Genomic DNA, 17,276 nt, shown 5'->3' with positions numbered 1-17,276 from the left:
CTTGAAAGGGCCATTGTTGCATGGCCTCCAGTCCGCAGCCACGGGCCGGTAAACGCTTTCTCTGATACTGTTTCCGGGACCGCATTCCTGTCCGATGATGGCGGAACGGCGAAAGCCTGCATGTCGCCAGCACCCCCGCCTTCCCGTCTCCATACTGGGACCGAGCACCCCCAGCGGAAGGTCACCCTGGAGTCCTCGTGATGGCACCGAGCCGGGCGGTAACCGGCACGACTATCGGGCGGTGGCGGCCTTGCGCGCGACGTGGACGGCGTCCCGGGTCGTGGTGCGGATGCGGTAGAGGCTGGAGCTGGCCGCAATGTAAAGGGTGCGACCGTCGTCGCCACCGAAGCACAGGTTGCCGATCCTCTCCGGTACCGCGATCCGCAGGATCCGCTCCCCGGAAGGCGCGAAGACCTGGACGGCATCCAGGCTCGAACTCCACACGTTGCCGTGCTCGTCGACACGGATCCCGTCCGGCAACCCGGGCGAGACCTCGGTGAAGGCCCTGCCGTTCTTCGCGTGCCGGCCCCCATGGACGTCGTAGGCGTGGATCGCGTGCCCTACCGGCCGGTCCGCGTCCACTTCGCCGCTCGCTGGGGACACGGACGAATCCGCGACGTACAGTGTCTTTTCGTCCGGGGAGAACGCGAGTCCGTTGGGAGCTTCGACGTCGATCACGACGGGCACGACGGAGCCATCGCGCGGGTCGAAGCGGAACACGTACCGGTCCCCGTACTCCTCCTCACCGGCGTGCCCCTCGTCGGGCCGCATGATCCCGTAGGACGGGTCACTGAACCAGATGGTCCCGTCGGACTTCACGACGACGTCATTGGGGGAATTCAGCCGTACGCTCCCGAACCGGTCGACCAGCGTCCTCGGCGCGGGGCTGTCGCCCGGCCGTACCGAGAGATCACGCTGGACGGCACGGCGACCGTGTGAGCACTCCACCACGTTTCCCTCGAGATCGAGGGTGCGGCCGTTGGCGAACTCCGCATCGTCCCGGAAGACCGTCAGGTCGCCCGTCTCCTCGCTGAACTCGACGATCCGGTTGTTGGGGATGTCGCTGAAGCGGACAGCGCGGCGCTCCGGCAGCCACACCGGCCCTTCCGCCCAGAGGGTACCGGTGGCTACCCGTTGCAGCGCGGCGCCCCGCTCGAGTAGAGGTGTCGACGTCATGTGTATCCCTGGGATGTCGGTGCCGATGGGACCGCTGGCGCACTGGGAGCGATGCCCCCTGGCATGGTGCCATGCAGCCTTGGTTCCGTGTTCTGCCATGACAGGCGACTTTATCGGACGTTCGAGCGACCGACCCGTCGGGCGGCACAGGACCGGTTGGGGCCGTCCCTGTGCCGCCCGACGGTGTTCTGCCTGGACGCCGCTGTGCTAGACGCTGCTGGTGGCGTCCTGTACTTCGCCGACGAGTTCTTCGAGGATGTCCTCGAGGAAGAGCATGCCGGTGGTGTTCCCTTCGGCGTCGAAGACTCGGGCGATGTGTGCGCCGGTCCGGCGCATGGTTGCCAAGGCGTCTTCGAGGTCGCTGCTGCGGTATGCGGAGGCGAGCCGACGGATACGTTTTTGTGGGATCGGTTGAGTGAAGGCCTCGGGTGTGGTGAGGTCCATGACGTCCTTGAGGTGCACGTAACCGACCGGTTCGTCGGAGACGGTGAGGATGTAGCGGGAGTACCCGTGCGCGTCGACGGTTCCCTGGATGTCGGCGGGGCTCGCGGTTTCGGGCAGGTGCACGATGTCCTGGATGGGCACTTCGACGTCGGCGACGGTCTTCGAGGTGAACTCGAAGGCGTTGGTCAGGGTTCCGCTGCCATCGGCGAGGAGGCCTTCCTTTGTGGACTGCTCCACGATGGTCGCGACCTCGTCGAGGGTGAACGCGCTGGTCGCCTCGTTCTTCGGTTCGACCTTGAACAGGCGCAGGATGCCGTTGGCGATGCCGTTGAGGGTCCAGATGACGGGTTTGACGACCTTCGACACGAACACCAGCGGGGGTGCGAGGAGCAGGGCTGCCCGGGTGGGGACGGAGAAGGAGATGTTCTTCGGGACCATCTCACCGAGGACCACGTGCAGGAACGTGACCAGGAGCAGGGCCACGACGAACGCGATCACGCCGATGGCTTCAGGTGGGATCGGGGTCAGTGCCAGCGGGTATTCGAGGAGGTGGTGGATCGCCGGTTCGGAGACGTTCAGGATCACCAGGGAGCACACGGTGATGCCGAGCTGGCTGGTGGCCAGCATCAGCGTGGCGTGTTCCATCGCCCAGAGCGTGGTTCTCGCGGCTTTGCTGCCCGCGTCGGCCTTCGGCTCTATCTGGGAGCGGCGGGCGGAGATGACGGCGAATTCCGCGCCGACGAAGAAGGCGTTGGCGGCCAGCAGGATGAACAGCCAGATGATGCCGGGCAGGTACTCACTCATCGGGCGGCGTCCTTCACGATACGGTCGACGACTTGGTCGTGGCCGTTCTTCGGGCCATTCGGGGTGTTCGAGGATTGGGCCTGCTCGGCCGGGGTGAAGCGGATGCGTTCCACGTGTGATCCGACGACGCGCTCGACCCGCAGGGTCCCGCGGTCGAGGTTCGCACCGTCCAGCGTCTCGCCGTCGAGGTCGACCTCGTCACCGAGTTCGGGCATGCGGTCCAGGACGTCGGTCATGTACCCGGCGATGGTGTCGTAGTCCTCGCCCTCGGGCACGTCGATACCGGTGCGTTCCTTCAGCTCGTCCGGGCGCAGTGACGCGTCGAACGTGACGGATTTACCGGTGCGGATCACGCCCACGTGCGCGCGGTCGTGTTCGTCCTCCAGCTCACCGACAATCTCCTCGATGAGGTCCTCGAGGGTCACGATGCCCGCGGTGCCACCGTGTTCGTCGGTGACGATCGCGACCTGCAAGCCCTGTCCGCGAAGGAGACCGAGGAGTGTGTCGACGCTCATGGACTCCGGCACCCGCAGGGGCTCGACCATCAGCTTGTCGGCGGTCACGATGTGCCGTGCGTCCAGGGGCACCGCGAAGGCCTGCTTGAGGTGGATGACGCCGCGGATGTCGTCATTGTCCTGCCCGATGACAGGAAAGCGGGAGTACCCGGTGCTGACGGCTGTCGCGATGATGTCAGCGGCAGTGTCGGAGAACCGCACGGACGTCATACGCACCCTGGGTGTCATGACGTCATCGGCCGTGTGGTCCGAGAACAGCAGGGTGCGGTGCAGGAGTTCGGCGTGGTCCTGATCCAGGGACCCCTCGAGGGCTGAGCGGCGCACCAGGGACGAGAGTTCCTCGGCACTGCGTGCCCCGGAGAGTTCTTCCTTCGGTTCGATACCGAAGGAGCGGATGATCTTGTTCGCAGTGTTGTTGAACAGCAGGATCACGGGTTTCAGGACCGTGGTGAACAGGGCCTGGAACGGGACGACGAACTTCGCCGTCTGCCGCGGCAGGGCCAGGGCGAAGTTCTTCGGCACTAGCTCACCGATGACCATGGAGAACACGGTGGCCAGGAAGATCCCCACGACCGCGCCGATGCCGGGCACGATCGCTTCGGGGACGCCCGCACCGAGCAGTGGTCCGCGGAGCAGCGAACTGATGGCGGGCTCGAACGTGTACCCGGTGAGCAGTGTGGTCAGGGTGATGCCGAGCTGGGCGCTCGAGAGGTGCGTCGAGGTGATCTTCAACGCCTTGATAGTAGGCTTCAGGCCCTTTTCGCCGCGGGCGTCGCGGGCTTCCAGATCGCCTCGGTCGAGGTTCACGAGGGCGAATTCGGAGGCCACGAACATGCCGGTGCCGACAGTGAGGATCAGGCCGACGCCGATCATGGCCAACTCATACATGGTGCGCCCCCCATCCTCGATCGGCCGGCAGTCCGGCGGTCAGGCAGGTGAGGGGCACGGGTCTATGTGAAGGAGGGTCATCCATGATGCATAAAACGATACCAACACTGGACGGGAAGTGGATGGGAAAAGGACGATCCAGGGGACGCCCTACCATCCCTGCCCTGCACTGACCTGGGTGTTGGCGGTCTTAAGCCGATAGCTCAAGATCAAGGACCAAGGCCTGGAGCGGGGCCGCAGCCTGTGAGCTGTGGTCCGCTTTTCCGAGCCGGGTGTGCCTAGAGTGGGATAGTCGGCCTATTGGCCGGTCGACCACTGAAGTCAACCGTAGGGAGAACATCATGGGACTCGACGACAAGATCAGCAACGCCGCCCAGAAGCTCGGCGGACAGGGCAAGGAAGCCGCCGGCAACGCCACCGGCGATGAGAACCTCAGGGCCGAAGGACAGGGCGACCAGGCAAAGGGCGACCTCAAGCAGGCCGGCGAGAAGGTCAAGGACGTCTTCAAGAAAGACTGACCGCACCAGGCAGCGCTAACCGCCGTGAGGCGGTGAGGACGAAAGGGAGCGTACCGACCAGGTGCGCTCCCTTTGTTCTGCCCGCCCGATCCCTCGGCCCGGTGTCGTCAGCGGCATACGCGCGGTGTATCAGTGCGGGTGTTCCGCGGGCCTGGGGCCCAGCGAGAGCGGCAAGGCTCAGCGGGTCTCAGGTTCCGGACGGATGCCTAGCGGCGTGCCCCGGATCGGACGCGCTGCACCAGGAAGAGGGCCACGGATGCGACGAGAACGACCAGCCCTACGTAGAGCAGGAACTTCAGGGTCTCGACGGCTACGCCGAGAATGAGCAGGACGAGGGCGACGAGCGCGAGAACGATCAGTAGGGATTTCATGGTTCCAGTATGTCGGGCCGCCTGGCTCAACCCCGAATCGGTCGGAGCCGGCGCCCTGTCCGCTTCGAGCCGAGACAGTTCTGATGCCCCGACGGTTGCTGTGCGTGATGGAGTGCGGGGGTCCTAGCCGAACGGATTGGTGTCCTGGCAGGACACCTGGTCGGCCGTCTGGTTGATCGTGCCCGTGACGTCAGGGGCTTTGAGCTTGTCGATGCCATCCCGGGCGTCGTTCCCGAGGTAGACCTGGATGCCGTTCACGGATTCATCCGGTGAAACGACGTGCGCGGGGATACCGAGTGCTGCGGCGAGGGTGTTCGCGGCGTCAGCATAGCCCTCGCTGTAGTAGACCCCGGTCAGCGGCGTGGGGGGCGCCGGGATGTCCTGCACCTGGGTGAACCCGGCGGCCTGGAGCTGGGGCCACAATGTCGCACCAGTGGCCGTGCCGCCGCTACCGTCCGCGACGGTCACGGGCACCAGACCCGGCGCCGGCCCCTCGCCCTGACCGGGCGCGTCCCCGGCGGATGGTTTTCCGGCGCCCTCATCGTCGGTGGTGCCGGCCGCGGCCACGGTCAGGTCAGCATCGGCGCGCAGCGCGGTGAAGAGTCCGGCGGCGATCGGCGCGTCGAGGGCGAGGCGGTTGGGATCGGCTGCGGGGACTGTGGGCACTGCGATGAAGTTGACCTTTCCCGGATCGATGTCCTTCATCCGATCGGCGATGGTCACCATGGCGGGGATGGAGGCGAGCCCGCTATCGACCGAGAGGTTGCTGGTCAGTGCGTCCGCGATCGCGAGGATGCGCTGAGGGTTCCGTAGTGTTCCCTCATCTTTCATCTTGCGGGTCAGCGATCCGAGGAAAGCCTGCTGGGCCTGAATCCTGCCGAGGTCACCTCCGTCGCCGAAAGCAGCCCGCGCACGGAGGAAAGCCAGGGCTTGCTCCCCCTGCACGCTGGAGGTACCCGCGGGTAGTTTGAGACCTGATTTGGGTTCATCGATGGCCTCGGTGACGCAGACGTCCACCCCGCCCACGGCATTGGAGAGCTCGGTCACAGCGTGGAAGTCCGCCAGCATGAAGTGGTCGATCTCCAGCCCGGTCAGTTCATTGACCGTGTCGACCGCGCACCCCGGGCCCGCGTCGCGCATCGCGCTGTTGATCATGGAGCCCGGCCGCTCCTCGAACTGTCGACCGGTCCGCCCATCGACGCAGGAGGGGATATCGACCAGAAGGTCTCGCGGGAAGCTCAGGACGTTGACAACCGAGTTGTCCTCCGCGAGGTCGAGCAGCATCATGACATCCGACTGTCCGTACCCTTCCGCATCCTCCTCGGAGCCATACTCCGCGTTGGGACCACTTCTGGTGTCCGACCCCAGGACCAGAATCTGCAACCGGTCCGTCCGGTCGTCCGCCACACCCTCGGTGCGACCACCACCGGCATTGAGATCGAACGAGTCGACGTTCGTGACCAGCCGAACGGTCCAGTACCCGGCGAACACGACGACGGCAGTCACTGCGCTGATGGCGATGAGGGAGACGAGGCGAAGCCAACGCGGGCGTGGAGGTTGCAAGGGGGCCGAGGTCGCCGCTACGAGGCGGCCCTGCTCGGGGTAGGCCAGGCGCCGGTCAGTGGCCGGGCCTGAAGCGTGATCTGGTTCGCTGGTCAAGCGTGTTTCCTCCGAGTCGGGGTCCGTCCGCGCAGGCAGGACCGTGCAGACCGGGCGATACGGGCTGCCACGATAGCAGTCGGGTATGGACGTCGACCGGGAGACCGTATCCGGGTCACGCTTCCTCATCGATTCCGTCACGGGTCGGTCATCCTCGATGCCGGGTTCGACGCCGAACGGACCGGGTGCGTACCGTAGAAACAGTGACTCCTTCCTCGTCGACCGCGCACAGCCCGAAGAACCGACTGGCATCGACTGCCGGGCACGCCGCACGAGGCGCCCTGATAGGCCTGGTCGAGCTGGTGCCCGGCGTCTCCGGTGGCACGGTCGCGCTCGTCCTGGGGATCTATGACCGCCTTGTCGTCTCGGCGCACAATCTCATCCGGGGCGCCGTTCTCACCCTCACGCGGATGGGCGGCCGCCGTGGTCGGTCAGCGGCCGCATCTCGGTCCGCCGGTGTTTTCGCCGGCGTGGAGTGGCCGCTGATCCTGCCGCTGGCCGTCGGCATGTTCCTGGCGCTGTTCGCTCTGTCCGGTCCCCTGCATTCCTTCGTCGAGACGGAACCTGTCATCTCAAAGGCATTGTTCCTCGGCATGGTCTCCGCGAGCCTGCTGGTCCCGATCAGCATGATCCGCGCCTCCGGCCCTTTCCGTCCTCACCACAAGCCAGTGACACCGTTCTCCGGCTTGTTCTCCGGTCCGGCTGTCGTCCTCGTCGTCGCGGTGGGCGTTTTCCTGCTCCTGGGTCTGCCCACCCTCGCGGTGGAAGAGCCATCCGGCTGGGTCATCGTCCTCAGCGGGGCCGCCGCAGTCTGCGCACTGGCGCTTCCCGGGCTCTCCGGATCCTTCGTCCTGCTCACCTTCGGAATGTACGAACCGACCCTGGCCGCAGTCAGCGCACGCGAGGGAGGCTACCTGGCTCTCTTCGTCACCGGCGCACTCCTCGGACTCGTCTCGGTGGTGCAACTGCTCACGTTCCTCCTGCGTGTTCACCGACGCGCGGTTCTTCTGGTCGCTACCGGTCTCATCCTCGGTTCGCTCCGGGCCCTCTGGCCGTGGCAGGACGGAAGCACCCTCCTGGCACCGGCTGCAGGAGATTGGGTAGGTCCTGCGCTCACCTTCCTGGCAGGCGCACTGGTGGTGCTCGCCCTGTGGTGGCGGGACCGCCCCAGGAACGCCGGCCCGGTGTCCGGAGGACAGGCATGACCGTGCAGCCCGAGCCCGAGGAGAAGGACCGCGGGGAACATCGTCCGGGAGCCACGACGTCGCGCGCCATGATGCAGCGAATCCGCAGCGGCGCGGTGCTGGCGGCACTGACGACGACGACAGCGGTCCTCGGGCGGATCCTCATCATCGCGATCACGGTCGCGGGCCTGTTCTACCTCCTGTCGGCACTGTGGGTCGTCGTCCTCCCACTGATTCTCGCCCTGCTCCTTTCCTCGATCCTGTGGCCCGTCAACAAGCTGCTCCGCCGCGTCCTGCCTGCCGCGGCCGCCGCCGCGGTCACGGTGATCGCCCTGCTGGCCGCAGCACTCGGAGTCGGGTGGACCGCCGCGGTTCTTTCCATCGACGGCGTGCGGGATCTTTCGATACAGGCCGTGGACAACATACGGAACCTCGGCGACTTCGCCGAGACCCTGCCCTTCGCCGTCCCTGACGTCGACGAACTGCTCACCTCGGCCCTGGCATGGCTTCGCGAGAACGTAGGCGCGATCTACAGTCAGGTTTCCTCCGGCCTCGGCACGGTCGGATCCATTACGGTGACGACGCTCCTGAGTCTTGTCCTGACGTTCTTCTGCCTCAAGGACGGCGACCATTTCTCGGGTTGGATGCTGCGGTGGACGACCGGCACGGTGTTCGTCCACGCCGCCGAGGTCCTCTCCAGAAGCTGGAGGGCACTGTCCGCCTACGTGTCCTCGCAGGCGGCCGTAGCGCTCGTCGACGCCCTGTTCATCGGAGTCGGCCTCGCGGTTCTCGGCGTCCCACTCGCCCTGCCCCTGGCAGTCCTGATCTTCTTCGGCGGCTTCCTTCCCGTCATCGGAGCAGTGATCACCGGATTCCTTGCGGTACTCGTGGCACTGCTCTCCGACGGCTGGGTCACCGCACTGATCGTTCTTGGCATCGTGCTGCTGGTGCAGCAGCTCGAAAGCAATGTGCTGCAGCCGATCCTGGTCGGCAAGTCCCTCAAACTGCACCCCGCTGTGGTCCTGACCGGAGTGACCGCCGGCGGATCCCTCTTCGGAATCGTCGGAGCATTCCTGGCTACGCCCGTCATAGCCGTCGCGATGGTCGCCTTTCAGTACGCGCGGGAACAGGTCCTCGAATCCGCCTCGACACCCCACACGGACGCGGGTGAAGACCTCATGAGGACCGAAACCGAAGCCGCGACCTCCGATTCATGATCGCCCCGGCATCCACATCACCGGCCCAGAGGGCATGAGGCTCCGGGTCCGCACGGCAGGGTCCCGACATAACGATTGGCTCACATCCTTCCACCCTCGCCCGGGACGGCCCGTGCTACCGGTGTACGCCGTCCTGACAACGATCCACAGGGGTGGTTGATGGTCGGAGATGACTCCTGGCAGAGACCGGAGCGGTGTCTGCGCCCCTCTGGACGGTTCCGGTCGAGGACACGATCGCTACGCTGGATGCCGGTCCGAAACGATCCCGGCTGACACAGGATTCATGGCTGCGGGTCGCCCACACACCTCAGAAGGAGCATGACAGTGAGCATCAAGTCGCGGGATGAAGCCGCCACCAGCCCGCCCCAGCGCCCGGGCGAGGCAGCGGGAACCCTCACCGCATCACGGGCGCGACTGGCCCTGCCGGTATTCATCCCAGCGTCGGCGCTGATCGTACTCTTCGTTACGTTCGCCCTCATCGCACCGGACACGGCCTCCTCGCTCTTCGCGGGCATTCAGAAGAACGTCATCGGTGCGTTCGGCTGGTACTACGTGGCCCTCGTGGCCTTCTTCGTCGTGTTCGCCCTCTGGGTCGGATTCAGCCGTTACGGTGACATCCGCCTCGGCAAGGACGAGGACAAGCCCGAGTTCTCCACCATGTCCTGGTTCGCGCTCCTCTTCGCGGCAGGCATGGGTATCGGTCTGGTGTTCTGGGGGGTGGCTGAACCGCTGAATCACTTCGCGAGCCCTCGTCCTGGGGTCACCGGTTCCGACATCCAGTTGGGCCAGCAGGCCATCACGCAGACCTTCCTCCACTGGGGACTTCACGCGTGGAGCATCTACGTCGTCGTCGGCCTCTCCATCGCCTATGCCGTCCACCGGCGTGGCCGGCCCATCTCGATCCGCTGGACCCTCGAACCACTCCTGGGTGATCGCGTCAAGGGTGGTTGGGGCCACGCGATCGACGTCGTCGCCCTTGTCGGAACCCTGTTCGGAGTCGCGACATCCCTCGGACTCGGTGTCCTCCAGATATCCTCCGGCCTGGAGAGCGCCAACATCCTCGCGGCCACCGAGGCGACGCAGGTGGGGCTGATCCTGTGCATCACCACCCTGACCATCGTGTCGGTCGTGTCCGGCGTCGGGAAGGGGATGAAGTGGCTCTCCAACATCAACCTCGTGCTCGCAGCGCTGCTGCTGCTCGTGGTGCTCTTCGCCGGCCCCACCCTGTTCCTCCTGCGAGAGTTCGTCCAGTCGATCGGCCACTATCTGCAGAACGTCGTCGGCCTCACGTTCAACACGCTGGCGTTCTCCGGCGCGGAAGGTGAGGCATGGCAGGCTTCCTGGACCACCTTCTACTGGGGCTGGTGGATGTCATGGGCGCCTTTCGTCGGGATCTTCATCGCCCGTATCTCCAAGGGACGGACCGTACGGGAGTTCGTCGCCGGCGTCCTCCTCGTCCCCACGACGCTCGGATTCCTGTGGTTCTCCGTCATGGGAGGGTCCGCGATCTACCGCGAGATCTTCGGGCAGGGTGGCCTGATCGCCGACGACGGCTCCGTGGACACCGAGAACGCGCTGTTCGGGCTTCTCGGTAGCCTTCCCGGCGGTCCGGTGTTGCTGATCGGCGCCATCCTCCTGATCGCGATCTTCTTCATCACCTCGGCGGACTCGGGAGCCCTGGTGATGAGCATGATCTCCACGGGCGGTGACTCGAACCCGCGGAACTGGATCCGCGTATTCTGGGCGGTCCTTGCAGCGCTGGTCGCCATCGCCCTGCTGTTGGTGGGCGACACCGGACTCAGCTCGATCCAGACCGCGGCCATCCTCACAGCCCTGCCATTCAGCGTCGTCATGCTCCTCATGTGCGTCGCTACCGCCAGAGCATTCCATGGCGAGCACCGGGCCTGGCAGGCCGCGCAGCGCAAGGCCGCTGCCGCGGCAATGGCGGACCGCGTCAGCGACCAGGTCAACGAGTCGATGTCGGACCAGGTCGAACGGCAGGTCCAGGAACACCTCGCGGACTACTCCCGGGAGCAGGAGCCCACGATTGCACTGGCGGACAGCACCCGGGATGCCCCGAGGTCGAATCCTGTCCCGCCTGCCTGAGCCTGTTCATTGTCGGTTCGTCCCTCTGCCTGCTGGGCGGGCAGGACAGGCCGAGGGACGAACCGGGCAGCCCGAGTGCATGTGGCAAGGCCACCGACTCGATCACAGAGGTCGGCTAGGTCTGGTGCTGAATGAGCTCGTCTTCATCGTCGTGCGCGTGCCACCAGTCTCGACCGAAGGACCGGCCGCAGGCAGCGGGATCGGCCTACGGGCGCCAACCCGCAACTCATGGCAATGCCGGTGTGACCGGGTCGGTGGACGTCGGGCCAGGGCCGCCAAGTGTCTTGCCGCGATGGAAACAATTCATTAGTCTTTCCGTCATGGAAACTAACCCGCAGGGGCCCTCACGCAATGAAGCCATCCATGCGCTGGAGGGGCTTTCGGCAGACCGCGACCGACTCGCGGCAGGCATCCGGGTCCCCTGGTTGCTCCTTGCAGGTTTCGGAGCAGTGGCTGCGTGGTGGGTCGGCGCAGCGGCCGCGACATCTCCCGGCGAGAACTACGACTCGCCGGCGACAGGTGGGCTGGTCCTGGCCATAGTGGTCGTGATCATCTATCTGATCCAGAGAAAAACCGGCGTCCGATTCAGGAGCATGGGGCTGCTGGCCGGATTGGCCCTGATCGGTATCGTCGTCAGTTGCCTGGCGCTGTTCAGCATCTCTCTCGGCCTGGTGTCCTTCGGCCTGCACTGGGCCGTCACCCTCACCAGCATCATGGCGTTCGCCCTCACGACGTGGCTGGCTTCAGTGGCCTACCGCTCCGCAGCCCAGAGACTCCGCCGTGGATGAGGTGCGCTTCGACGACGTCATTCACGCGCCGCTGCGCTTGCGGATCTGTGGGCTTCTGCGCCCCGTCGACCGACTCGACTTCGCGGTCCTCCGGACCGCCCTGGAGGTCTCGGACGCCACACTGTCCAAGCACGTCAAGACGTTGATCACGGCGGGATACGTTGTTTCCGACAAAACGGCGTCGGTGGATCGAAGTGATGCACGTCGGGTGATGTGGCTGTCACTGTCCCGGCCCGGAAGGGCGGCTTTCGATGCGCACATACGGGCACTTCGGGAAATAGCCGGCGCCGTCTGACGCAGCACTCGTCAATGGATCAACCCCAGGTGGGCGCTTCGACGCAAGAGGCGTGGTGACCGGCGATCAGGGTGAGGAGACGCTCATGGGGGTGGATGGAGCCGATCTGCGCGGCCACAGGGTGTAGCTCAGTGCCCAGATGAACTCGGCGGCGACAGCGATTCCGAGGATGCCATTCCACCCGGTCATTGCTTCGGTGCGAACCGGGTCATCGATCCACCGGGTTATTGCGGCGAGGATGCCTCCGGCGATCAGAGCAGCCCCGAGCGTTCGCAGGAAGTCAGCCCAGCACCGCTGTGTGTACTGCGCCCCGGTGATCCTCGACGGTGCGGGACCACCGGCAAACCGATGGGCAAATCGCGCATCAGCCCACGCAACCATCCGGTGGCCGTACGTCACGGAGAACCCGACGTAGAGCGCGGCTAGGCCATGATGCCAGGAAGCCGTAGCACCCGTCGACAGGTGGACGGTGACTGCCACCAGAAGCACCACATCGATCAGTGGAGCGCAGAGGAGCAGGACAGCTCCGAGCCGTCCGGCGCCGAGGATGTATCGGACTGCCAGACCGGAAAGTACGGCGACCCAGAAGCCGACCTCGCACGCGATGATGACACCCAGGATCACGATTCCCCCTTTTTGGTACGACCGTGCCACGAAGTTATCACACGGTCGTGCCAAAATGGGGGTCATGCCCAAGTTGATCGACAAACCAGCACGGGAACGGCTGGTCGGAGAGGCCGCCTGGCGGGTCGTCGTGCGTGACGGGATCACCAAGCTCTCCGTCCGCAATGTCGCAGGGGAGGCCGGCATAGCGGCCGGATCATTGCGCTACCTGTTCCCGACGCAGGAATCCCTGCGCGTCTACGTGCTGGACCTCGTCCGTCAGAGGGTTCTGGATCGCATCGCCGCGATCGAACGTGCTTCATCCATGCGGCAGACGGTGGAGGACTACTTCTCCCAACTCCTACCGCTCGACGCCGAGCGACGCGTGGAGATGGAAGTCTTCCTCTCGGTAGGGGTTCTTGCCTTCACTGATCCCGTGCTCCAGCCCGCATACGATCGGGCGCATCAGGACCTACGGGGAGGGTGCTTGAGATTTCTCGAACTGCTCACGGCGGATTCCAGATACAGCGGGCTTGACCCGGTGGCCGAGGCAGCGCGCACCCACGCCGTGATCGACGGGCTCGCTCTTCACCTCATCCGGCAACGCAGGAACGAAGACACGGGCTGGGCGTCGAAGGAACTCGGCCGCCATCTCGACTCCCTCGCCATGGTCGCTGCATGAATCACATCGTGACTTCCAGGAGAAAGCACTGCACTTACCGCGCACCGTATTGCCTGCGCACCGCGCGATCAGCAGAGGTGCGGCCGATTCAGGCTGCTCGCGGCTTCCTCGGGCGGAATGGGTCGAGGTCGACGGTGAGACTGAGGGCGTGCGGAACAGGATCCGCGCACACGAGATCGTGCATCATGCTCAACCACTGCAGCGCCAGGGTTTCCTCCGTGAAGTACTCACCCGGATACACGGCACGCAGATAGGGGGCTGCGAGCACCTCGTCCATCGCCCCCTGACCGAGCATCGCCGCGGCGAGGATGTTCCGCGACGAGGACAGCACCTGGCGGGCGTCGGCGCTGATGTTCATGATGTGGTCGACCACGAGCAGGACGACGTACTGTCGATTGTCCGTCAGCTCGAAGCTGCGCCTCAGGATCATGAGCGCGTCCGCTTTCGAGATGGAGACATCCGCCTTGGCACGCACAGAGACGGCGCACCGCTCGAAACGGACGACGTCGAAGCGGTCATCGAAGGTGTAGGCGTTGATCACAGGGCTCTTCCTCGGTCGACAGGGGGCGCAGCACTACCGAGGCAGCGTCGGTACACCAACTCAACGCACCAGCATTGTGAGACCAGTCGGAAAGAACCAGTCCCTGATTCTACCGACCAGCCCTGGTCCCCGCCATCTTCGACCACCGGGGAACCAGGGTGAGAACCAGCAGCCGGCGTCCTCCCGACAGCCTGTGATGCCGCTTGTCCGAGCTGCCGGCGGCCAAAGCACTCGGCGTGTCGCTGGGCGTAAGTCTGCACACAGTTCTGCACGCCTATCAGGACCTGCGCCACCGGGGTGCTCCTCGGCGCCCTCGCGCCCACCCTGAGCTGAAGCGGTCCGGCAGACTCACCGGATGGGGGCGCCGGCTTTCCATTGCGGCCGTCTCGGCCACTTCCGTCTTCACCACCGCGTCGCTCCCCGTCATGCTCGACGGCCAGGTCGGACTCACGGACCCACTGCTTGCCCCCGATATGCGGCCCATGATGGGCGTCACCGCCGCCCTCAGCCTCCTCTACGGTGTCCTCGCAGCCCTCATCACCGGCGGACGCCCCCTCGCCACCCCGACCGAGGGCACCAACCCGACTCCGGCCCTCGAGCCAGGACCGAACGAGATCGCCGGCCGGACCACCACCACGACCGCCTGGCTTCCTTGGTTCGCGCCCTCCATGCGCACCTCTGGCCGGGCTGACCACTCCCCTGCGGCAGACAGCTACCGCACCTGTTGACTGCCAACAGCATGTAAAGCAGACTGGACAGTGTAAAGCGACATGTACATACGAGGGGGCAGCGATGACGGATCAGGGCGTACGCACGAAGTGGGGTCGCACGACCTTCGGAGCACGGCGGTACCCGGCCATGGCGATCGCTCTCCCGTGCGGGATCGTGATCGGCGCCCTGCTCGGTGTTCTGGCTGCCATGCTCGGTGTCGGTGGATCCGACCCCGTGCTTGTAGGAGCAGTATTCGCTGTCTGCCTCGCACCCCCGTCGACGATGCTGGTCTACCTCCTCGTGGTCGACCGGTCGACCATGACGGGCGCTGCCGAGCGACCGGAGGAGTCCGTGGAGGCGGGCTGGTACGAGAAGGCAGCTGCCGGGGCCTTGACGGATATCGTCCTTGTCGCCGGAGTCACCGCGACCGTCCTGTCCTTCATCCCGGAGAAATTCGTCCTGGACCCCAGTCTCCTGCTGGCCGCCGTCGTCGCTCTGGCCTTCGTCTCGGTCGCGGTACGTTACCTGCTCCAGCGATACCGAGGCTGACGTGCGGAACCTGGTGAACGAATCCCGCACGCGGCTTCAGTGGTCCCAGCAGAAGCTTGCCGACGAGCTCGGCGTCTCCCGTCAGACGATCATCTCCATCGAGCGCGGGCGCTTCGATCCGTCATTGCCGCTGGCCTTCCGGCTGGCGGCGATCTTCGGGACGTCCATCGAAGAGCTCTTCTTTCCCGACGACGCATCCTCCGTGGGAGCGGCCGCAGACGCATCCGCCACCTCCGTGGAGTCCCAGGCATGAGCACCATCGCCGTGGCTGGTGCGAATTGACGGTCCGGTCGGTGACGGGAGGCAGGGGGTCGTGTTACGCGGGTTGCTGGCCGACCACACCGGTTTCGTAGGCGCGGATGACCGCTTCGACCCGGTTGCGGAGGCCGAGTTTGGAGAGCACCCGCCCGACGTTTGCCTTGACGGTCGACTCGCTGAGGTACAGGGTCGCTGCGATTTCGCTGTTGGTCTCGCCTTGACCGATGAGGACGAAGATCTCGCGTTCCCGTGCAGTGAGCTCGGACAGTGCGTCGTCGTCTGCCTTGGTGGTCCGACGCGCAAGGAGGTGCGGCGCGGCGATCTGGATGAGTTTCGCGGTGATGCGTGGGGACACGGCAGCGTCTCCGGAATGAATGGCGCGTATCGCGGCTACGAGATCGTCAGGGCGGGTGTCCTTCAGCAGGAAGCCGGCCGCGCCGGCCTCGAGCGCACCGAAAGCGTATTCGTCGATGTCGTAGGTGGTGACGACAAGGACGCGGGTGTCCGGATGGAGACGGGTGATGCGTTCGGTTGCTTCGATGCCGCCGATTCCCGGCATGCGGATATCCATGAGTACGACGTCGGGCTGGAGCCGGCCGACAGCGCTGACCGCTTGTGCGCCGTCGGACGCTTCACCCACGACGACCATTCCGGGATTGACGTCCAGCATCAATCTGAAGCCGTAGCGGACGAGTTCCTGGTCGTCGACGAGCAGCACCCGTATGTCGTCGCTCATGGTTGCGGTTCCTCGCGTCGTAGTCGTACGAAGACGCGCCACCCGCCATCTTCGTGAGGTCCGGCCTCCACCGTCCCAGCGTAGAGTGTCGCTCTTTCCCGGATGCCGAGAAGGCCGCGGCCTGTAGGTGAGGGCGTCGGTGCGGGCGCGGGCGGTCCGGCGTCCCGGACGAGGATGGTCACTGCGTCCGTAGCCCACATGACCGTCACCGTGACGTCTTCAACCCCGCGGGCGTGGCGGAGGACGTTCGTCAGTGATTCCTGCACGATCCGATAAACGGTGAGGCCAAGACCGGGATCGGTGGAGGGCACCCCTGTCACGCTGAGTCGTACGGGCAGTCCGGCCGATGCGAACTCGGCTGCGAGCGCGGTGAGGTTGGACGCAGTCGGTTGCGGTGTGTGATCCTGCTCCGAAGTCTGCTCGTCGCCTCGAACACCCCCGAGGAGGCGGCGCACTTCCACCAGGGTTCGGCGGCCGGTCTCGGCAACCCGGCCGATTGCTGCTTTCGCTTCAGCGGGGCGTTCGTCTGCGACAGCGTGTGCACCGTCGGAGACGGCGATGATGACTGAGAGGCTGTGCGCGATGACGTCGTGCATCTCGCGCGCAATGCGTTCGCGCTCGAGGGCTCTGGCGATCTCTCCTTGTTGATCCCGCTCGCGCGCCAGTCTGTCCGCTCGGTCGAGGAGCTCGCCGACATGGCGTCGCCGGTGTCCCACGTTCATTCCGAGCAGTGCCGCGATCAGCAGCGCCGCGGCGATGATCAGATAGGCGTTCGCCCAGTCCAGCAGCGGATCCCTGGTCAGGACTCGCGGGGCCAACCCCAGAACGGGCGGCCCGATGATCCCCCGAACGGACAAGGCCACCGCCCCTATCGCACCGCAAACCATGGCAACACCGAGATAGGTCCAGCCGACCCTTCCTGTTCGGTGCACCCCGGCGGCGTATACCGCCATCACGGCGAGTAGGAACTCAGCACCCGAACCGCCGGCCAGGGAGAGCACCGACAGCACCATCGCGGCGGTGAAGGTCAGGCCCGGATTGCCACGACGGGTCAGGAGGACCATGAGACCGCCGACGCCCAGTACGACCATCGACCACAGAGGCGTGATGTGTGGTGGCTCGGAGGACAGGAGCGCCATGCCGATGGCCAGGCCGGCGTAGAACGTCAGGATGAGGATGTCCGTGATCTGCGCACGACCAGGACGAGTCCGAAGGGTGGTGCTCCGATCGC

The 17,276-nt window shown here is 65.6% G+C and carries 19 protein-coding genes; 10 read left to right on the top strand and 9 right to left on the bottom strand.

Annotated elements, in window-relative coordinates:
• Positions 1-231: 231 nt before the first annotated feature.
• The 3 genes from AC4D2O_RS18275 to AC4D2O_RS18265 all read right to left on the bottom strand — a co-directional run bounded on the left by AC4D2O_RS18275 (position 232) and on the right by AC4D2O_RS18265 (position 3,827).
• Complete coding sequence (locus tag AC4D2O_RS18275; RefSeq protein ID WP_490908808.1) at positions 232-1,176, bottom strand: SMP-30/gluconolactonase/LRE family protein; 945 nt, start codon at positions 1,174-1,176, stop codon at positions 232-234.
• A gap of 207 nt (positions 1,177-1,383) precedes the next feature.
• Positions 1,384-2,424 carry a hemolysin family protein gene (locus tag AC4D2O_RS18270; protein WP_490908807.1) on the bottom strand — a complete coding sequence of 347 codons (1,041 nt, stop codon included), beginning with the start codon at positions 2,422-2,424 and terminating at the stop codon, positions 1,384-1,386.
• A complete protein-coding gene (locus tag AC4D2O_RS18265) occupies positions 2,421-3,827 on the bottom strand; it encodes a hemolysin family protein (RefSeq protein ID WP_490908806.1) in 1,407 nt (468 codons plus the stop codon). Before AC4D2O_RS18265 ends, AC4D2O_RS18270 begins: the two co-directional genes overlap by 4 nt.
• 341 nt (positions 3,828-4,168) lie before the next feature.
• On the opposite strand from AC4D2O_RS18265, the gene AC4D2O_RS18260 reads away from it, so the two are divergent.
• Positions 4,169-4,345 carry a CsbD family protein gene (locus AC4D2O_RS18260; RefSeq protein WP_490908805.1) on the top strand — a complete coding sequence of 59 codons (177 nt, stop codon included), beginning with the start codon at positions 4,169-4,171 and terminating at the stop codon, positions 4,343-4,345.
• A 206-nt stretch (positions 4,346-4,551) separates the two neighbouring features.
• Here AC4D2O_RS18260 and AC4D2O_RS18255 read toward each other — a convergent pair whose 3' ends face one another.
• Both AC4D2O_RS18255 and AC4D2O_RS18250 read right to left on the bottom strand, forming a co-directional pair.
• The gene (locus tag AC4D2O_RS18255) at positions 4,552-4,716 is read right to left on the bottom strand and encodes a hypothetical protein (RefSeq protein ID WP_490908804.1); all 165 of its coding nucleotides are present in this window, start codon (positions 4,714-4,716) and stop codon (positions 4,552-4,554) included.
• Between the two features lie 123 nt (positions 4,717-4,839).
• Positions 4,840-6,375 (bottom strand): LCP family protein, encoded by a 1,536-nt coding sequence (locus tag AC4D2O_RS18250; RefSeq protein WP_490908803.1) that lies wholly within the window; start codon positions 6,373-6,375, stop codon positions 4,840-4,842.
• A 203-nt stretch (positions 6,376-6,578) separates the two neighbouring features.
• On the opposite strand from AC4D2O_RS18250, the gene AC4D2O_RS18245 reads away from it, so the two are divergent.
• The 5 genes from AC4D2O_RS18245 to AC4D2O_RS18225 all read left to right on the top strand — a co-directional run bounded on the left by AC4D2O_RS18245 (position 6,579) and on the right by AC4D2O_RS18225 (position 11,965).
• Positions 6,579-7,580 carry a DUF368 domain-containing protein gene (locus AC4D2O_RS18245; RefSeq protein WP_490908802.1) on the top strand — a complete coding sequence of 334 codons (1,002 nt, stop codon included), beginning with the start codon at positions 6,579-6,581 and terminating at the stop codon, positions 7,578-7,580.
• On the top strand, positions 7,577-8,776 hold the full coding sequence (locus tag AC4D2O_RS18240; RefSeq protein ID WP_490908801.1) for an AI-2E family transporter: 1,200 nt from the start codon (positions 7,577-7,579) through the stop codon (positions 8,774-8,776). Before AC4D2O_RS18245 ends, AC4D2O_RS18240 begins: the two co-directional genes overlap by 4 nt.
• Positions 8,777-9,094: 318 nt before the next feature.
• The gene (locus AC4D2O_RS18235; RefSeq protein ID WP_490908800.1) at positions 9,095-10,882 is read left to right on the top strand and encodes a BCCT family transporter; all 1,788 of its coding nucleotides are present in this window, start codon (positions 9,095-9,097) and stop codon (positions 10,880-10,882) included.
• A 320-nt stretch (positions 10,883-11,202) separates the two neighbouring features.
• Positions 11,203-11,670, top strand: coding sequence for a hypothetical protein (locus tag AC4D2O_RS18230; protein WP_490908799.1), 468 nt, complete (start codon positions 11,203-11,205; stop codon positions 11,668-11,670).
• Positions 11,663-11,965, top strand: coding sequence for a transcriptional regulator (locus AC4D2O_RS18225; RefSeq protein ID WP_490908798.1), 303 nt, complete (start codon positions 11,663-11,665; stop codon positions 11,963-11,965). The genes AC4D2O_RS18230 and AC4D2O_RS18225 overlap by 8 nt, the downstream gene beginning before the upstream one ends.
• A 66-nt stretch (positions 11,966-12,031) precedes the next feature.
• Here AC4D2O_RS18225 and AC4D2O_RS18220 read toward each other — a convergent pair whose 3' ends face one another.
• Positions 12,032-12,589 (bottom strand): hypothetical protein, encoded by a 558-nt coding sequence (locus tag AC4D2O_RS18220; RefSeq protein WP_490908797.1) that lies wholly within the window; start codon positions 12,587-12,589, stop codon positions 12,032-12,034.
• A gap of 64 nt (positions 12,590-12,653) precedes the next feature.
• On the opposite strand from AC4D2O_RS18220, the gene AC4D2O_RS18215 reads away from it, so the two are divergent.
• A complete protein-coding gene (locus AC4D2O_RS18215) occupies positions 12,654-13,250 on the top strand; it encodes a TetR/AcrR family transcriptional regulator (RefSeq protein WP_490908796.1) in 597 nt (198 codons plus the stop codon).
• A gap of 88 nt (positions 13,251-13,338) precedes the next feature.
• On the opposite strand, the gene AC4D2O_RS18210 is transcribed toward AC4D2O_RS18215, so the two are convergent.
• A complete protein-coding gene (locus AC4D2O_RS18210; protein WP_490908795.1) occupies positions 13,339-13,791 on the bottom strand; it encodes a DUF7793 family protein in 453 nt (150 codons plus the stop codon).
• A 203-nt stretch (positions 13,792-13,994) separates the two neighbouring features.
• On the opposite strand from AC4D2O_RS18210, the gene AC4D2O_RS18205 reads away from it, so the two are divergent.
• From AC4D2O_RS18205 to AC4D2O_RS18195, 3 genes are all read left to right on the top strand, one after another.
• A complete protein-coding gene (locus tag AC4D2O_RS18205) occupies positions 13,995-14,519 on the top strand; it encodes a hypothetical protein (protein WP_490908794.1) in 525 nt (174 codons plus the stop codon).
• 64 nt (positions 14,520-14,583) lie between these two features.
• The gene (locus AC4D2O_RS18200) at positions 14,584-15,051 is read left to right on the top strand and encodes a hypothetical protein (RefSeq protein ID WP_490908793.1); all 468 of its coding nucleotides are present in this window, start codon (positions 14,584-14,586) and stop codon (positions 15,049-15,051) included.
• Position 15,052: 1 nt separating this feature from the next.
• Positions 15,053-15,304: a helix-turn-helix transcriptional regulator gene (locus tag AC4D2O_RS18195; RefSeq protein ID WP_490908792.1), complete on the top strand. Its 252-nt coding sequence runs from the start codon at positions 15,053-15,055 to the stop codon at positions 15,302-15,304.
• A 63-nt stretch (positions 15,305-15,367) separates the two neighbouring features.
• On the opposite strand, the gene AC4D2O_RS18190 is transcribed toward AC4D2O_RS18195, so the two are convergent.
• On the bottom strand, positions 15,368-16,045 hold the full coding sequence (locus AC4D2O_RS18190) for a response regulator (RefSeq protein WP_490908791.1): 678 nt from the start codon (positions 16,043-16,045) through the stop codon (positions 15,368-15,370).
• A complete protein-coding gene (locus tag AC4D2O_RS18185; RefSeq protein ID WP_490908790.1) occupies positions 16,042-17,184 on the bottom strand; it encodes a sensor histidine kinase in 1,143 nt (380 codons plus the stop codon). Before AC4D2O_RS18185 ends, AC4D2O_RS18190 begins: the two co-directional genes overlap by 4 nt.
• Positions 17,185-17,276: the final 92 nt, after the last annotated feature.

The sequence above is a fragment of the Arthrobacter sp. TJ-238 genome (genome assembly GCF_058269215.1).
The sequence above is the reverse complement of the archived record's forward strand: the minus strand, read 5'-3'. Positions and strand labels throughout refer to the sequence as shown.

Coding starts and splice junctions, on each gene's coding strand:
- AC4D2O_RS18275 (WP_490908808.1), bottom strand. CDS start 1,176: ATGACGTCGACACCTCTACTCGAGCGGGGCGCCGCGCTGCAACGGGTA.
- AC4D2O_RS18200 (WP_490908793.1), top strand. CDS start 14,584: ATGACGGATCAGGGCGTACGCACGAAGTGGGGTCGCACGACCTTCGGA.
- AC4D2O_RS18230 (WP_490908799.1), top strand. CDS start 11,203: ATGGAAACTAACCCGCAGGGGCCCTCACGCAATGAAGCCATCCATGCG.
- AC4D2O_RS18190 (WP_490908791.1), bottom strand. CDS start 16,045: ATGAGCGACGACATACGGGTGCTGCTCGTCGACGACCAGGAACTCGTC.
- AC4D2O_RS18260 (WP_490908805.1), top strand. CDS start 4,169: ATGGGACTCGACGACAAGATCAGCAACGCCGCCCAGAAGCTCGGCGGA.
- AC4D2O_RS18235 (WP_490908800.1), top strand. CDS start 9,095: ATGACAGTGAGCATCAAGTCGCGGGATGAAGCCGCCACCAGCCCGCCC.
- AC4D2O_RS18185 (WP_490908790.1), bottom strand. CDS start 17,184: ATGGCGCTCCTGTCCTCCGAGCCACCACACATCACGCCTCTGTGGTCG.
- AC4D2O_RS18255 (WP_490908804.1), bottom strand. CDS start 4,716: ATGAAATCCCTACTGATCGTTCTCGCGCTCGTCGCCCTCGTCCTGCTC.
- AC4D2O_RS18265 (WP_490908806.1), bottom strand. CDS start 3,827: ATGTATGAGTTGGCCATGATCGGCGTCGGCCTGATCCTCACTGTCGGC.
- AC4D2O_RS18270 (WP_490908807.1), bottom strand. CDS start 2,424: ATGAGTGAGTACCTGCCCGGCATCATCTGGCTGTTCATCCTGCTGGCC.
- AC4D2O_RS18215 (WP_490908796.1), top strand. CDS start 12,654: ATGCCCAAGTTGATCGACAAACCAGCACGGGAACGGCTGGTCGGAGAG.
- AC4D2O_RS18240 (WP_490908801.1), top strand. CDS start 7,577: ATGACCGTGCAGCCCGAGCCCGAGGAGAAGGACCGCGGGGAACATCGT.